Annotated in this window: 11 protein-coding genes; 3 read left to right on the top strand and 8 right to left on the bottom strand. The window is 73.2% G+C overall.

What is annotated here, in order from left to right; translation table 11 throughout:
- Positions 1-165: 165 nt before the first annotated feature.
- Positions 166-1,941: a gamma-glutamyltransferase gene (gene ggt / locus ACGFMP_RS18245; RefSeq protein WP_393673448.1), complete on the bottom strand. Its 1,776-nt coding sequence runs from the start codon at positions 1,939-1,941 to the stop codon at positions 166-168.
- Between the two features lie 407 nt (positions 1,942-2,348).
- On the opposite strand from ggt, the gene ACGFMP_RS18240 reads away from it, so the two are divergent.
- Positions 2,349-2,645 carry a serine hydrolase gene (locus ACGFMP_RS18240; RefSeq protein ID WP_393673447.1) on the top strand — a complete coding sequence of 99 codons (297 nt, stop codon included), beginning with the start codon at positions 2,349-2,351 and terminating at the stop codon, positions 2,643-2,645.
- Between the two features lie 52 nt (positions 2,646-2,697).
- Here ACGFMP_RS18240 and ACGFMP_RS18235 read toward each other — a convergent pair whose 3' ends face one another.
- The gene (locus tag ACGFMP_RS18235) at positions 2,698-4,266 is read right to left on the bottom strand and encodes a carbohydrate binding domain-containing protein (protein WP_393673446.1); all 1,569 of its coding nucleotides are present in this window, start codon (positions 4,264-4,266) and stop codon (positions 2,698-2,700) included.
- Between the two features lie 421 nt (positions 4,267-4,687).
- Positions 4,688-5,086, bottom strand: coding sequence for a VOC family protein (locus ACGFMP_RS18230; protein ID WP_393673445.1), 399 nt, complete (start codon positions 5,084-5,086; stop codon positions 4,688-4,690).
- A gap of 93 nt (positions 5,087-5,179) precedes the next feature.
- Here ACGFMP_RS18230 and ACGFMP_RS18225 point away from each other — a divergent pair, with 93 nt between their 5' ends.
- On the top strand, positions 5,180-6,169 hold the full coding sequence (locus ACGFMP_RS18225) for a helix-turn-helix transcriptional regulator (RefSeq protein WP_393673444.1): 990 nt from the start codon (positions 5,180-5,182) through the stop codon (positions 6,167-6,169).
- A gap of 100 nt (positions 6,170-6,269) precedes the next feature.
- On the opposite strand, the gene ACGFMP_RS18220 is transcribed toward ACGFMP_RS18225, so the two are convergent.
- The 5 genes from ACGFMP_RS18220 to ACGFMP_RS18200 all read right to left on the bottom strand — a co-directional run bounded on the left by ACGFMP_RS18220 (position 6,270) and on the right by ACGFMP_RS18200 (position 11,100).
- Positions 6,270-6,734, bottom strand: coding sequence for a hypothetical protein (locus ACGFMP_RS18220; RefSeq protein ID WP_393673768.1), 465 nt, complete (start codon positions 6,732-6,734; stop codon positions 6,270-6,272).
- A 777-nt stretch (positions 6,735-7,511) separates the two neighbouring features.
- The gene (locus ACGFMP_RS18215) at positions 7,512-8,660 is read right to left on the bottom strand and encodes a hypothetical protein (RefSeq protein ID WP_393673443.1); all 1,149 of its coding nucleotides are present in this window, start codon (positions 8,658-8,660) and stop codon (positions 7,512-7,514) included.
- Positions 8,661-8,668: 8 nt separating this feature from the next.
- Positions 8,669-9,088, bottom strand: coding sequence for a hypothetical protein (locus tag ACGFMP_RS18210; protein WP_393673442.1), 420 nt, complete (start codon positions 9,086-9,088; stop codon positions 8,669-8,671).
- Between the two features lie 195 nt (positions 9,089-9,283).
- Positions 9,284-10,525: a multiprotein-bridging factor 1 family protein gene (locus ACGFMP_RS18205; protein ID WP_393673441.1), complete on the bottom strand. Its 1,242-nt coding sequence runs from the start codon at positions 10,523-10,525 to the stop codon at positions 9,284-9,286.
- 38 nt (positions 10,526-10,563) lie between these two features.
- On the bottom strand, positions 10,564-11,100 hold the full coding sequence (locus tag ACGFMP_RS18200; protein ID WP_393673439.1) for a toll/interleukin-1 receptor domain-containing protein: 537 nt from the start codon (positions 11,098-11,100) through the stop codon (positions 10,564-10,566).
- Between ACGFMP_RS18200 and ACGFMP_RS18195 the strand changes: the two genes are divergently transcribed.
- Positions 11,099-12,997: a hypothetical protein gene (locus ACGFMP_RS18195; protein WP_393673438.1), complete on the top strand. Its 1,899-nt coding sequence runs from the start codon at positions 11,099-11,101 to the stop codon at positions 12,995-12,997. The two genes, ACGFMP_RS18200 and ACGFMP_RS18195, sit on opposite strands and share 2 nt — an antisense overlap.
- The last annotated feature ends 11 nt before the right edge of the window (positions 12,998-13,008 follow it).

Below are 13,008 nucleotides of genomic sequence, written 5' to 3'. Positions count from 1 at the left end.
GGCCGCCCGCGACCCGTGCGACGGCGCCGCACCGCCGGCCCGCGACCCGTGCGATGGCGCCGCCCCCACCAGGGCATGCCTGCGGGAGGGCAGCCGATCTCCTGCCCTCCCGCACCGCTCACGCCGGCCCGCCCGCCTCCGGCACGCGGGAACGGCGAAGGCCCGCTACCCCGCCGGAACCACCACCGCCGCGGACCCGCCGCCCCTGCGCACCGGCTCGGCCGCGGCCAGCCAGCGCCCGTCCGGGAGGCGTTGGACCCCGGTGGCCGCGCCGATCTCGGGGTTCTGGACGAAGTGGTGGCCGATGCCCTCCAGGTCGGTCTTCAACGGGCTGTCCCACAAGGCGGGTTCGAGCTCGGTGTTCGCCGCGTTGCGCTGGCTGGCGCGGGGGGCGGCGATCGCGTCGACCAGGGGCAGGCCGCGGTCGACGTGTTCGGTGAGGACCTGGAGCACGGTGGTGATGATCGTCGCGCCGCCGGGCGAGCCGATCGCGAAGTCCGGGCGGCCGTCCTTGAGAACGATGGTCGGGGAGATCGACGAGCGCGGCCGCTTGCCAGGACCCGGCAGGTTCGGGTCGTGCACGGCCGGATTGGCGGGCACGAAGGAGAAGTCGGTCAGCTCGTTGTTGAGCAGGAAGCCGCGGCCCGGCACGGTGATCGCGCTGCCGCCGGTCTGCTCGATGGTCAGGGTGTAGGCGACGACGTCGCCCCACTTGTCGGCCACCGTCAGATGCGTGGTGTTCTCGCCCTCGTACGTGGTCGGCGCGGCCGTTCCCGTGCCACCGCACGCGGCGGGGTGCGCGGGATCGCCCGGGGCCAGCGGGCTGGTCAGCACCGCGTCGTCCTTGATCAGGCAGGCGCGCGAGTCGGCGAACCGCTGCGACGTCAGCCCGGCGGTCGGCACCTGCTCGAAGGCGGGGTCGCCGACCCAGCGGCCGCGGTCGGCGAACGCGATCCGGCTCGCCTCGATGTAGTGGTGCAGATACTGGGCCTGCGAGGCGTCCTTGAGGTCGGTGTGCTCCAGCACGTTCAGCGCCTCGGCCACCGTGGTGCCGCCCGACGAGGACGGCGCGGGCCCGTACACGTCCAGGCCGCGGTAGCCGGTGTGCGTCGGCGCCTGCTTCTTCGCGGTGTAGGCCGCCAGGTCCGCTGCGGTCAGGTCGCCGGTGCGCACCACGCGGGTGGCGGCGGGGTCGACCGGGGGCTTGCGCACCGTGCTGACGATGTCCGCACCGATGTCGCCGCGGTAGATCGCGCGGATCCCCTTGGCGCCCAGTTCCTGGTAGGTGCGGGCGAGTTGCGGGTTGCGCAGGGTGGAGCCGACGGCCGGGGGCTGCCCGCCAGGCAGGAAGAGCGCGGCGGTGGCCGGGAAGTCCTTGAACCGGTCCTGGTTGGCCGCGGTCTGGGAGTTGAAGGTCGCGTCCACCGTGAAGCCGTCGCGAGCGATCTTCTCCGCGGGCCGCAGCACCTCGCCCAGCGACCGTGAGCCCCACGAGTCGAGTGCCGTCTGCCAGGTCGCGGCGGTGCCCGGCACCCCGACGCTGCGGCCGCTGGTGACCGCGTCGGCGAAGGCCAGCGGCCGGCCGTCCTCAACGAACAGCTGGTCGGTGGCACTGTGCGGCGCGGTCTCGCGGCCGTCGATGGTGAACACCTTGTGCTGGCGGGCGCTGTAGTACACGAAGTAGCCGCCACCGCCGATACCTGAGGAGTACGGCTCGGTGACGCCGAGCGCCGCGGCGGTGGCCACGGCGGCGTCCACCGCGTTCCCGCCGTGCCGCAGCACCTCGACGCCTGCCGCGGTGGCGTCGGCGTCCACGCTGGAGACGGCCCCTCCGTAGCCGACGGCGACCGGGGACTTGGCGGGCGGCGACCCCGGATCGTGGTGCGCCGGCGCGGCCGCGGTGAGGGCGCCGACCACCGCGGTGACGGCGAGTGCGGACATCGCCCGCACCGCCCGGCGCCGTGGGTCAGGCCTGGTTGAATGCGCGTCTGGGTGCCTGCGACGGTTGCGTCCCATTACGGAGCCTCCACTCAACGACAGTCCCGGCAGCGTAACTTCACCTCAGGCGCCACGTCAGGAGCGCGACCGGCACGGCGTGGGGTGGACAGCGGGCGTCCGACGGCCTTCCCGGTCGCCCCGCGGACCGCCCGGGGACCGGGCGGCAACGCCACCTGGCGGCGGCTCCCCCGCGACCCGGGCATTCCGCCGGAAGTGCCGTCCCTGCCTCTGTGACATCACCCGCACCCGGGAGAAGGCTGCCTGACATGTGCTTTCCCGCACGGCGAACCGGCTCGGAGCATCGGGCCGGCGCTCGCCCTGCCGGCGTCGGCGCTCGCCCCGCCGGGCTCGTGGCGGCCCTTCCCGCCGCCCACCGGGCGCTGCTCACGGACTGGATGCCGGGCAACACCACCGGCGGCCACTACATCAGGGCGGCGCTGCCCAAGGGCTGGAAGGCCGCGGACAAGACGGGCAGCGGCGGCCAGGGCACCCGCAATGACGTCGGGGTGGTCTGGCCGGGCGCGGGCGCGCCGATCGTCGTCGCGGTCCTGACCGACCGCACCCGGCAGCGGACCGCCCCGGACGACACGCTCATCGCCGAGGCCGTCCGCGCCGGGCTGGCCGCGCTGGACCTGTCACCTTACTGACGGCCGTGCCGCCCGCCCGCCTTGCGATGTGACGAGCCGAAGGCCCTGGGCGTCAACGCCCCTGTAGTGACTTGACGTTGTTGCCGAAGGTCCAGCCCTTCGAGCCGTCCCAGTTGACCGACCACGTCATGAGGCCCTTCAGCGCGCCGCCGAAGGCGTTCCACGATTGGCCGACCAGGGCGGGCGTCATGTAGCCGCCGCCCGCGCCGGGTTGGGCCGGCAGCCCCGGCACCTGCTTGTCGTAGGGCACCTTGACCGTGGTGCCCTGGACGACCAGCCCGTTGTTCAGACAGGTGGTCTGGGTGGTGAAGCCCGCCACGGTGCCCGCCTCGTACGAGTCGCCGGAGCAGCCGTACATGCTGCCGTTGTAGTACTGCATGTTCAGCCACCACAGGCGGCCGTTGTCCGCGTACTTCTTCACGATCGGCAGGTAGGCGCCCCAGATCGACCCGTAGACGACGCTGCCGCCCGTGACGTACGCGGTCTCGGGCGCCATGGTGAGGCCGAAGCCCGCGGGCATCTGCGCCAGCACGCCGTCGATGACGCGCTCGAGGTTGGCCTGGGAGGTGGACAGCGTGTTGATGTTGCCGCTGCCGACGAGGCCGCTCTCGATGTCGATGTCGATCCCGTCGAAGTTGTACTTCTTGAGGATCGGGACGATGGTCGCGACGAACCGGTCGGCGACGGTGCTGGAGCTCAGGTCGACGCTGGCGGTCGCGCCGCCGATGGACATCAGGATCGTGGCCCCTGCCGCCTTGGCCTGGCACATCTCGGCGGGCGTGGCGACCTTGACGCCGCTGTCCATGCCGTCCTGCCACTCGACGGTGCCGTCCGGGAGGATGACGGGGAAGGCGGCGTTGATGACGTTGTAGCCGTGCTGGGCGATCCGGCTGTCGGTGATGGGGGTCCAGCCGAGGCCGGGGTGCACGCCGTTCGCGGCGCCGTCCCAGTTCTCCCAGTACCCCTGCAAAACCTTGCCCGACGGCTTGGGCTTCGGGGCGCAGGTGCCGCCCGGCGGGGTCGTGGTCGGCGGGGTGCTGGTGGGCGGGGTCGTGGTCGGCGGGGTGCTGGTGGGCGGGGTCGTGGTCGGCGGGGTGCTGGTGGGCGGGGTGGTCGTCGGCGGCGTGGTCGTGGGCGGCGTGGTGGTGGTGCCGCCGGGGCCGGTGAGCGAGACGTCGTCGGCGTAGTACGTGGGCTGCCCGTACCAGCCGTGCAGGTAGACGGTCACCGAGTGGGTGCTCGCGCCGGTGGTGAAGTCGAGGCTGAGCCGGGTGTACGACGAGGCGCTCGGCGTCCAGGTGGACGGGTCCGCGGCGGCGCCGGTGCCGGTGGCGCCCAGGTAGACGTAGCTGCCCTGGACGTAGGCGCTCAACGTGTACGAGGAGTTGGGCTGCACACTGATGCTCTGGGTGCACTGGGCGTTGTCCAGGCCGGATGGTGTGGCCTTGAGCGCCGAGGTGCCGGAGTGCACGGGACTGCCCACGGCCGAGCTGCCTGAGCAGGTCCAGTCGGACAGTCCGCTCTCGAAGCCGGAGTTGACCACGAGGTTGGTGGTCGCGGCCCCGGCGGCGCCGGAGCCGGCGAGGGCGAGGCCGGCGCCGATGACGGCGGCGGAGCTCATCCCGGCGATGACGCGCTTCAGGACGGTCGATCTGTGCTGGGCGTTACTCGTGTGATGCCCGTGTGATGCACGTTCCACGGCTGCCTCCTGGGGGGAAGGAGTTCGGAGTGGCGCGCTCCCGTGTGCGTCGCCGCGGCAGCGGCCGGGATCCGGACGAGGGCGGCAGGCGTCAGCCGGACGTCGAGTACGCGATTCCCGACGGACGTGCTGCGCCGCCTTCTCGCCGCGCCATGGGCATGAGCAGGTGTGGGGGGCTTGACGCCCGGCTCTGGGTGAGGTGGAAACATGCGCGCTGTGACCGTCGGGATCGTAGGAGCGGCAGCCGGGCCCGTCAATAGGTCTGGACCAAAGGCGGGCGCGCGAGGCCGGGCGGGTGACCGCCCAGCGCCCCGGGCGCCCGCGCGGGCGGCGGCACCGGGGGTCAGCGAGCGAACTTCCCGATGGCCGCCGGGGTCACCGGGGTGAAGAAGTTGACGAGATTGCCGTCGGGGTCGCGGAAGAGCAGGGACCGGTTGCCCCAGGGCATCGTCGTGGGCTCGTTGACGAAGTCGTCGACGAAGCCGGCCAGGTTCCCGTGCACGCGGTCCACGTCGTCGACGAGGAATTCGATGATCACGCTGTGGTTGTCCGCCGGGCGGGCCGAACCCGGGGCGAACAGCGGGACGGTGCGGGTGCCCGCGATCGCGAGGGTGGCGCCGGGTGTGCCGAGCTCGGCGAAATCCTCGGTGGCCCAGGTCGCGGGCACCCCCGTGGCCTTCTCGTAGAACTCGACGAGGCGCGCGACATCGCCGGTGATGATGCGGATCGAGACGAGGTTCATGGTGTTCCTCCCAGGTTGACGGAGCTGGTGCACTCCGCAGGCTAGGACGAATAGAGGACAGAATCGGCCCGGTATTCGCGCTAGGCTCGGGATATGTCCCGACCCACCGTGCGCGTGCTGACCCTCCTGGAGCTGCTGCAGTCGGGCGGCATCAGGACGGTGGCCGAACTCGCCGACCGGCTCGGCGTCGACGGGCGGACCGTGCGGCGGTACGTGGAGCAGCTGACCGAGCTCGACGTGCCGGTGGAGGCGGTGCGGGGACGCCACGGCGGGTACCGGCTGGCCCCGGGATACCGCCTGCCCCCGCTCATGTTCAGCGACGACGAAGCGCTCGCCGCGCTGCTCGGCCTGATGGCGGGCCGCCGGGCGGGGCTGCTGCCGACGGCGGACACGGCGAGCGAGACGGCGGCGGCCAAGATCCGCAGAGTGCTGCCCAAACCCCTGGCCCGCAGGCTCGACACGGTCCTGGAATCCCTCGCGTTCACCACTCCGCCCGGCGGCTTCGCCCACCCGGACGCCGAGGTCCTGCTGACCGTCGCAGACGCGGTACGCCACCGGCGGCCGCTGTCGATCCGATACACCGACCGCGACGGCCGCCACAGCGAACGCCCGCTGCACACGTACGGGATCGTCGCCCACTCGGGCCGGTGGTACGTCACGGGCACGGACCCCGCGATCGGCGAGGACCGGACCTTCAGGCTCGACCGCATCACGGGCGCCAGGACCCTGCCCGGATCGTTCGAGGTGCCCGCGGGACCTGATCCGGCGCAGCGTGTGCTGTCGGGATTCGCCACGGCCGGCTACCGCCATGAGGTGACCCTGCGGATCCACGGGACGGTCGAGCAGATCCGCGCCCGCCTCCCGGCCACGGTGGCGAACCTGGAAGAGCCGCACCACGCGGCGGGCTCGGATCCGGCGGCCGCGGCCTGGCTGCGCGCCGAGCTGAAAGTGGAGGAGCTCGACTGGCTGCCGCCCGTACTGGCCGCACTCGACCTGCCGTTCGTCATCGAACGCCCCGCCGAGCTGCGCGACCTCGTCGTCGCGTTCGCCGACCGCCTCGCGTCCCGCGCCCGTCAGGCCTGACCGCTCCCCCGAGCCGCCCTTGCTCCGCCGCGGGCCGGACGTCCGGGACGGCGGCGGCAGAGCGAGCACAGTGATCCCCGCTGCCCCACCCGGCCGGCCCTCACGCCGCCGCGTCGTACGAGGCACGCACCCGGGCGCCACCGGGCCTGGGCCTCGGGGGGCGCTCCGCGAACACCGCAAGGCGCAGCACCACGTAGCGGCCGAGTCCGACCAGCGCGGTGGCCGACAGGTACACCGCCTGCTCCAGGACGACCCCCGCACCGGGACAGAGCGCGGCCAGCGAGCCGACCGCGGCGGAGGTGACCAGCCAGCCGAAGGCCATGGTGGCGGCGCCCTTGAGGTGGCCGGCCAGGCCGGGCCGTCCGTGGCCGAAGGAGACGCGGGCGTGCAGTTCGGTGGCGACCAGGGTGGAGACGACGGTGGTCAGCGCGTTCGCCGCCATCCACGGGATCCACCGCGACAGCAGGACCAGGGCCGCAGAGGCCGCCAGCGTGACCCCGCTGCCCAGCCCGGCGAAGCGCCCGAAGGCCGCCGCGTGCCGGCGGATCGATCGCAGGCCGTCCATGGTGATCCCCTCCCCGTGCGCCACCCCTGAAGGGGCCGTCGTCATGCCGCGGAGCATGGCGGACCGCCCGTTCAGCGCGGTTTCAGGGTGCTCTCAGGGATACCCGCGGTGGTGAAACCGGCGTCGTCCGCACGGGCCCGGCGTCAGCGGGGCCGCGGACCTTCGCGGGCCGGCGGAGGCACGCCGGGCCCGGCTGGGGCGGGTGGTGGCAGAGGTGAGGACGACCGATCCGACAGGCGTCCGACCTGCGGCGAAGTCGTCGCTCGGGCGCAGCCGGCGATCTCCCGGTGGACGGCGTCCGGCCCTTCGGCCGCCCGCTCCCGGCTCCGCTGCGGACCGCCCGCCTGGTGGTTCAGGCAAAGCGGCGCGCCCTGCACGCGAGGCACCCGCGCCGACGAGTGGAGACTTCCGATGTCTCCCTCGACGGTGCGGGTGCCTCGCGCGTCCGCGGACGGTCGGCAGGACGCTCGCCCGCCCCGGCGCCAGGGCACCTGGTCAGGCCCGTGACCGGCGCTGTGCGGCGTTGGCGTGCTTCTGCCACCACCCTACGGAAGTCGACTCAGGAGCACTTGCCGAACGACGAACAGGCCCTGTGGTTGCCCTCCTTGCAGTGGGCGCACTTGTTGCCCGCACCCCGGTCCTTCTCGCACGCACATGCCATGTTGCTGTCCTCCTGATCGGATCCCGCCCCGGCCTTCCGGCAGGGGCGCGGTGTTTCGGATGGAACCCCGCACGGGCCGCGCCCGTGCGGAGGACTCGTGTCAGCGGTGCCCGTGGTCACCATGTCCCGGGACCGCGGGTCTCGTTCCACCGCTGGTGGTCCCAGCCATTGAGGTGCTCGGCGCCGACGCCTGACGTGTGCAGGAAGTCCAGCCCCGCGTCCAGCACCCGCAGATAGGCGGCCGAGCTGTCGTCGTGCGACCTCAGGTCCTGGAGCATCCGCGAGGCGCCGTAGACGGGCCATCCGCCGATCGGCAGCACCGCCTGAGCGATGTCCTCGGGGTCGCTGGACATGAAGGGCTGAAGGCACACCTCGAAGATCAGCGATCCGTCCACCCCGCTGTCCTGCCCGGCGATCCTGTCCCGGCCCAGGATCTCCAGTCGGCGCGCCGCCTGGGGCGGGAGCCCGGTGCGCGCGCCGCCGCTCCCCGACCTGTCGGCCTCGGCCAGGCGGCGCAACTCCACCACCATCAGCTCCTCCTCCCGGTTCCCTGTGGTGTGCTGCCTCCCCAACCGGTTGAAGCCGGCCGTGTTCCCGGCCGTCGCCACCTGGGCGATACGGGGCATCAGGTCGCGCAGCCGCGTCCAGAGTTCCGCCCGGTAGGGGGAGCCGGCGGTTGCCGGATCCTCCAGATACTCGATCAGGCGGTCGGCGAGGGAGCGGCAGTCCGCCCGGTCCTGGTTCGACTCGGGATTGTCGAACGGGCGGGCTTCGTGCCAGGCGACGAGCTCCCGGGCGGCCAGCCCGTGTGCGCCGTGCCGCATCGCGACGTCGACGAGCCGGAAGCGCGCTTCGTGGCCGGTGAAGGCGCCTGCGGCCGGCTGTTCCGCCACGAAGTGGTCGAGCGCGGTGCGCGCGTCCTCGGCGCGCTGGGCCGAGTCCGACAGCAGCGCCTCCTCCGCTTGCCAGACGAGATCGTCGGCCCGCGCCGCCACCGGGTCCCCGTACCCCGGGTACGCGCCGAGGCGGGCGTCGATCTCGGCCCGCCTGGCCGCGTGCTGCCAGGGCTCGGCCAGCTCGAACGTCGCGATCTCCGTCCGGTGGCACCCCGGGCAGCGGCGCGGCCAAGGGTCGCCGGGGGCCTCGGGGCCGCCGCGACCGCAGTCGTCGGCGGTGCAGATCCAGCGCAGCCCGACCGCCCCCCGCGGCGGCTGGTAGCCGTAGCGGGTGGGCGGTAGCGCCGCGCGGCGGGTGAAGAATCGCACAGCGGGGCCTAGCCCGCGGTGCGGCGGCACCTGGGGTCGGCGGCCTCGAACGCCGCGCCGACCTTGGTGACGAGCTTGCTCGCGTGCATTCCTCCGCCGATCCCGTGCGGCGAGAACAACTCCACCGCCCGCGTCGCCCCCCGGTCCCACACGTACATGTGGATCGCGGTGCCGTTCCCCTGCGCCCCCGCGCTGAACTTCGGGATCAGCGCTCCCACCGAGAAGGCCGGCGGGTCGTCGTCCAGCGCCGCGAAGGGCGAGTTGTCGGTCGGGGTGAAGAAGCCGCTCTGGTCGTTGCCCGCGACTTTGGCGGCGATGCCCCCGAGCATCGAACCGATGCCCCGCGCCTGTGACGCGCCCTCACGGAAGACCTCCGCGCACTGCTTGACCGTGAGCGTGGTGCTCAGACTCGCTTGTTTGCTGCCCATGTCTTTCCCTCGTCTCGAGGTGGTGTCGGGCATCCGCACGGCCCCCGGCGCGCGCCCCTTCCGGTGCGGCCACCGTGCTGCCCCCCTGTGGCCGATGAGCCTAGGCAGGCCGTTCCCGCTTGCCATCCCCTTGCCTGTTGCCAAAAGCCACCGGCTCCGGCAGTCGGCCTCGGGGCCGGCGGTGCCCCGGCTCGCTCAGACTCCCGCGGTCGTCAGGGACAGGTAGACCTCGCGCAATTCCGGTCGCCCCAGGTGGCGTCGGAGCTGTGCCGCGAGCAGGCGCTGCTGGCTCAGGACGGTATGGGAAGACAACCCCGCGCTCTCCCGCAGGAGGTCGCCGACGGTGCGGATCGCCGCGCCCGGATCATCGGCGGCGACATGGCACAGCGCCAGTCGCGCCGTGAAGAGGGCCCACGCCCGCCGTGACGCCATGGGGAAGGTCTCCAGCTCCGCCGAGATGGCGGCCGCGCCCTCGTCCGGCTGCCCCAGGTCGTACAAGCACCAACCGCTGATCAGACCGTGCCTCCCGGACGTCGAGGCGGAGCCGACGAAGAGTCCGTTACGCCTCGGCCGACCGCTGCGGGCCCGCTCCAGCAGTCCGGCACCCCGGTCGAGGGCCGATGCGCACGCGGACGCCTGGCCGGCCAACGCCAGCCCCTGCGCCTCCCGATAGGCGGCCAGTGCCCGGACCCGCGGGCTCGCGGTGGACCGGCGGCCGGCCTCGACCGCCAGGCGGACCACGGTCTCGGCGTCACCGCGGTAGAGGGCGAGGCCCGCCCTGCGGACCAGCGCATGGTCGGCGAGCTCGGCCGAACCGGCTTCGGCGGCAAGGACTTCGGTCCGGCCGATCCAGCGGTCGGCCGCCTGGGCGTCGCCGGCCTCCTGGCTCATCCAGCCCGCGAAGTCGCAGTAGAACGCGCAGGTCTCCAGGTATCCGAGGCGGCCTTTCGCAGTGGGGGCCGCGCGGGCGAGCACTTCCAGGGTGCGGACGGACGGGACGAGCTGCTCCATCACCAGCGCCGGCGGCAGCCGCTGGGCGAGTCCGCGCAGTCGGGTGAGGTGTGCGACGAAGTGCCGGAGGTCGTCCTCGTCGTCGTGTCCGCGCGGCGGCGCCGCCGTGTAGTCCGGTGCCGGGACGTCGTCCGGGGTCGCCCCCTCGCGCGGTGGGCGTGTCCCGGCGCGGGGCTTGCGGGCCGGCGCGAGTGCGGCGAGTGCGCCGTCGGCGCCGAGCACCCGGTCGCACGCGCCGGCGAGCCGCCCGCCGACGGGGCGCTCGCCCGCCTCGATACGGGACAGGTAGGACGGGGAGAAGTGCACGAGAGCGCCGAACTGCGCCAGCGACAGCCCCGCGCGCATCCGGCGCTCCCGTAACCCACGCCCGAAGTCGGTACCGGTAATCGCGGATCGCCTCCCTGAGCTGGTTGACGGTGCGACCATAGCCGGAAGAACAGCCGCTGTCCTATGATATTTCCGATTTATTCGGCAGATCGTTGGGCGAGGGGGGAGACGATCGAACCGAGTTCGCGCATGAGCCGCTCGAGGTCGGCGCCGGCGTTCCTGTGGTGCAGCCGCAGATATTGCAGGGTGCTCAACCGGGCCAGCGGAACCGGGAGTCGGTGCTCGGCGGGCAGGTCGCAGTTCAGCAGTACGGGCACCACGCGGGCGCCACCGCGGAACGCCTCGATGATCTCCCTGCGCACCCAGTCGCCCGGGTCCTCCAGCCTGGACCGCCCGCAACGGTCGACCGCCTCGAGCCAGCGCGGCCCGATGACGACGAGCACCACCGAGGCCCCGGTGACGGCATCCAGGATGCCCGCCGAGAAATCCCTGCCGGGCGCGAGCGAGCGCGACGCGAAGAAGACCGCGTCGGAGCCGAAGCGGCCGCACAGGGCGGTGTCGATCAGGGCAGCTCCGAACGGCTCGTCACTGGTGCGGTAGTTGATGAAGAAGCGGGGGCCGGATCGGCCGGACGCGGGTCGGACGTGCATCGGAACGAGGGGTGAGGTGTTCATGGGCAGATCGAACCGCGAGGGTCCGGGTGAAATCGACGGCCCCGAGGTGAAAACGGCCGCCACCGGCGAGGACGCCGATCCCGTTGCCGCGGTCGAGGCCCACTGGCGCTCGTTCCGGGCCGGACTGCGGCTGGTGCACACCGTGGCCGCGCAGCGGATCGGCGGCGACTCGCAGGCGGAGGCCGAGGCCCTGCGAGCAGTCGCGGCCTCCCCCGCGTTCGCGGTCTTCGGCCCGGCCGGAGGAGCGCGGCGGACGGACCCGTCCCAGCGTGCGAGACGCGGGGACGATCCGGACCTCGCGCGCGGCCGCTGGCTGGTGGACCGGGTGACACGCGGCGTCGAGCAGGCCCGGGACGCGCTGCCCTCCGTCGTCCGCGGCGGTCTGGCGGGCTCCCCCGAGCAGGCCGTGGTGCTGTGGTGGCTGCATGTCGTACTCGGCGTCCGCCTGGAGGATCTGGCCGGGGCGCAGCGCAACGACATCGAGCCGCCGCTGGCAGGGCGGGACCTGGACCAGAAGATCGAGGGCCGGATGTGGCTGAGCGCCAAGCCGACGGGCCGGGCCCGGCCGGGCCTGGCCGCGCTGTTCCACGAGGTGCAGGCCGCCCTGCGGAATCGCTTTCCGACCCGCTCCGCAGCCGTCGCGCCCGAGATTGCCGACGAGGCCGAAGAACTGGCCCGCGGTCACTTCGGCTACGAGTGGCACCGGGCCCGGCACATGGGGCCGCCGGCAGGCACCGACCTGCTGACCCTGCTCAGCATGCTGGCGCCGGAGCCGCTGCGCGTCTCCTTCCTGTCCGCCGCCTGGGGGCCGCTGCCGCCACCGCTGCGCGAACTCGCCGCGAGCACCGCGATGCTGGCGGGGGTGCTGCGCGAACTGCTCGACCGCGGACTGCTGCTGCCGCCGCCGTGCGACGACGGCGTGGCGCGGGTCGTGATGCCTGCCGCCATGCACGCGCTCCCCGCCGAACGGCTCGACGCGGCCGAGCGGCGCCGGTGGGCGAACATCGCGCTGCGCTTCCTGAGCGTCGCGCTCCGGGAGGACACCCACGACCACGACTCCTGGCCGGAGTGGCGCGACGCGGAGCCGCACGTGCTCAGGCTGGTCGACCAGGCCGAGGAGTACGGCGAAGGGCTGCCCGAGGCCGCCAACCTCATGGACCGGCTGTCCGTCTACCACCGGGTCAGGGACGCGGACCCGGAGGCGGCACTGGCCGCGGGCGCTCGGGCCGTACGGCTTTACGAGACCGCCGGTGTGCCCGTCAAACGCCTGCACGCGACGTACCTGATCAACTACGCGCTCGCCGTGCAGCGGGCGCAAGGCGCCGACGCGGCGCTCGCGCCCATGCGGGAAGGGGTGGAACTCGCCTCGCACACACCGCACGACGAGTACGCCGGTGCGCTCAACCTGTACGCCTCGCTCCTGGCCACGGCGGGACAGCCGGAACGCGCCGACGAGGAGTTCCGCCACGCCCTTGCCGTCGCCCGCGAGTGCCACGCGGCCGGCGGAACCCAGGAGGACGCCGCCGAACTGGCCTCCGTACTCAACGACTACGCCGCGCACCTCATGCGCCACGGCGGCTCGGGCTCCGAGGCGGCGACGCGGGCACTGGTCCTCTTGGCGGAGGCGGAGCAACTCACCGGGCCCGACGCCTACGGCATCGAGCAGATCCTGCTCAACCGCGCCGACGCCCTGCGCCGCCTGCACCGCCTGGAGGAGGCCAGGGACATCCTGCTCCCCCTGGTGGACCTGTGCGAGCAATGGGACGAGCCCACCTACCTGCTGTTCGCGGCCCTCGCCGACGCCGCGGACACCCTGCGCGATCTGGGCGATCCCCGCCACACGGACTACCTCCGCCGGGCCCACGAGGTGGACGACGAACTGGCTGCGGAACGCTGACCGCGCCACCA

The organism is Streptomyces sp. NPDC049040 (assembly GCF_043197715.1).
In the GTDB taxonomy this organism is placed as follows: Bacteria; Actinomycetota; Actinomycetes; order Streptomycetales; family Streptomycetaceae; genus Actinacidiphila.
The sequence above is the reverse complement of the archived record's forward strand: the minus strand, read 5'-3'. Positions and strand labels throughout refer to the sequence as shown.

Excerpts from the sequence above, each read along its gene's own strand:
- ACGFMP_RS18210 (WP_393673442.1), bottom strand. The coding sequence starts at position 9,088 with ATGGGCAGCAAACAAGCGAGTCTGAGCACCACGCTCACGGTCAAGCAG.
- ACGFMP_RS18195 (WP_393673438.1), top strand. The coding sequence starts at position 11,099 with ATGGGCAGATCGAACCGCGAGGGTCCGGGTGAAATCGACGGCCCCGAG.
- ACGFMP_RS18225 (WP_393673444.1), top strand. The coding sequence starts at position 5,180 with ATGTCCCGACCCACCGTGCGCGTGCTGACCCTCCTGGAGCTGCTGCAG.
- ggt (WP_393673448.1), bottom strand. The coding sequence starts at position 1,941 with ATGTCCGCACTCGCCGTCACCGCGGTGGTCGGCGCCCTCACCGCGGCC.
- ACGFMP_RS18235 (WP_393673446.1), bottom strand. The coding sequence starts at position 4,266 with ATGAGCTCCGCCGCCGTCATCGGCGCCGGCCTCGCCCTCGCCGGCTCC.
- ACGFMP_RS18220 (WP_393673768.1), bottom strand. The coding sequence starts at position 6,734 with ATGGACGGCCTGCGATCGATCCGCCGGCACGCGGCGGCCTTCGGGCGC.
- ACGFMP_RS18205 (WP_393673441.1), bottom strand. The coding sequence starts at position 10,525 with ATGGTCGCACCGTCAACCAGCTCAGGGAGGCGATCCGCGATTACCGGT.
- ACGFMP_RS18230 (WP_393673445.1), bottom strand. The coding sequence starts at position 5,086 with ATGAACCTCGTCTCGATCCGCATCATCACCGGCGATGTCGCGCGCCTC.
- ACGFMP_RS18200 (WP_393673439.1), bottom strand. The coding sequence starts at position 11,100 with ATGAACACCTCACCCCTCGTTCCGATGCACGTCCGACCCGCGTCCGGC.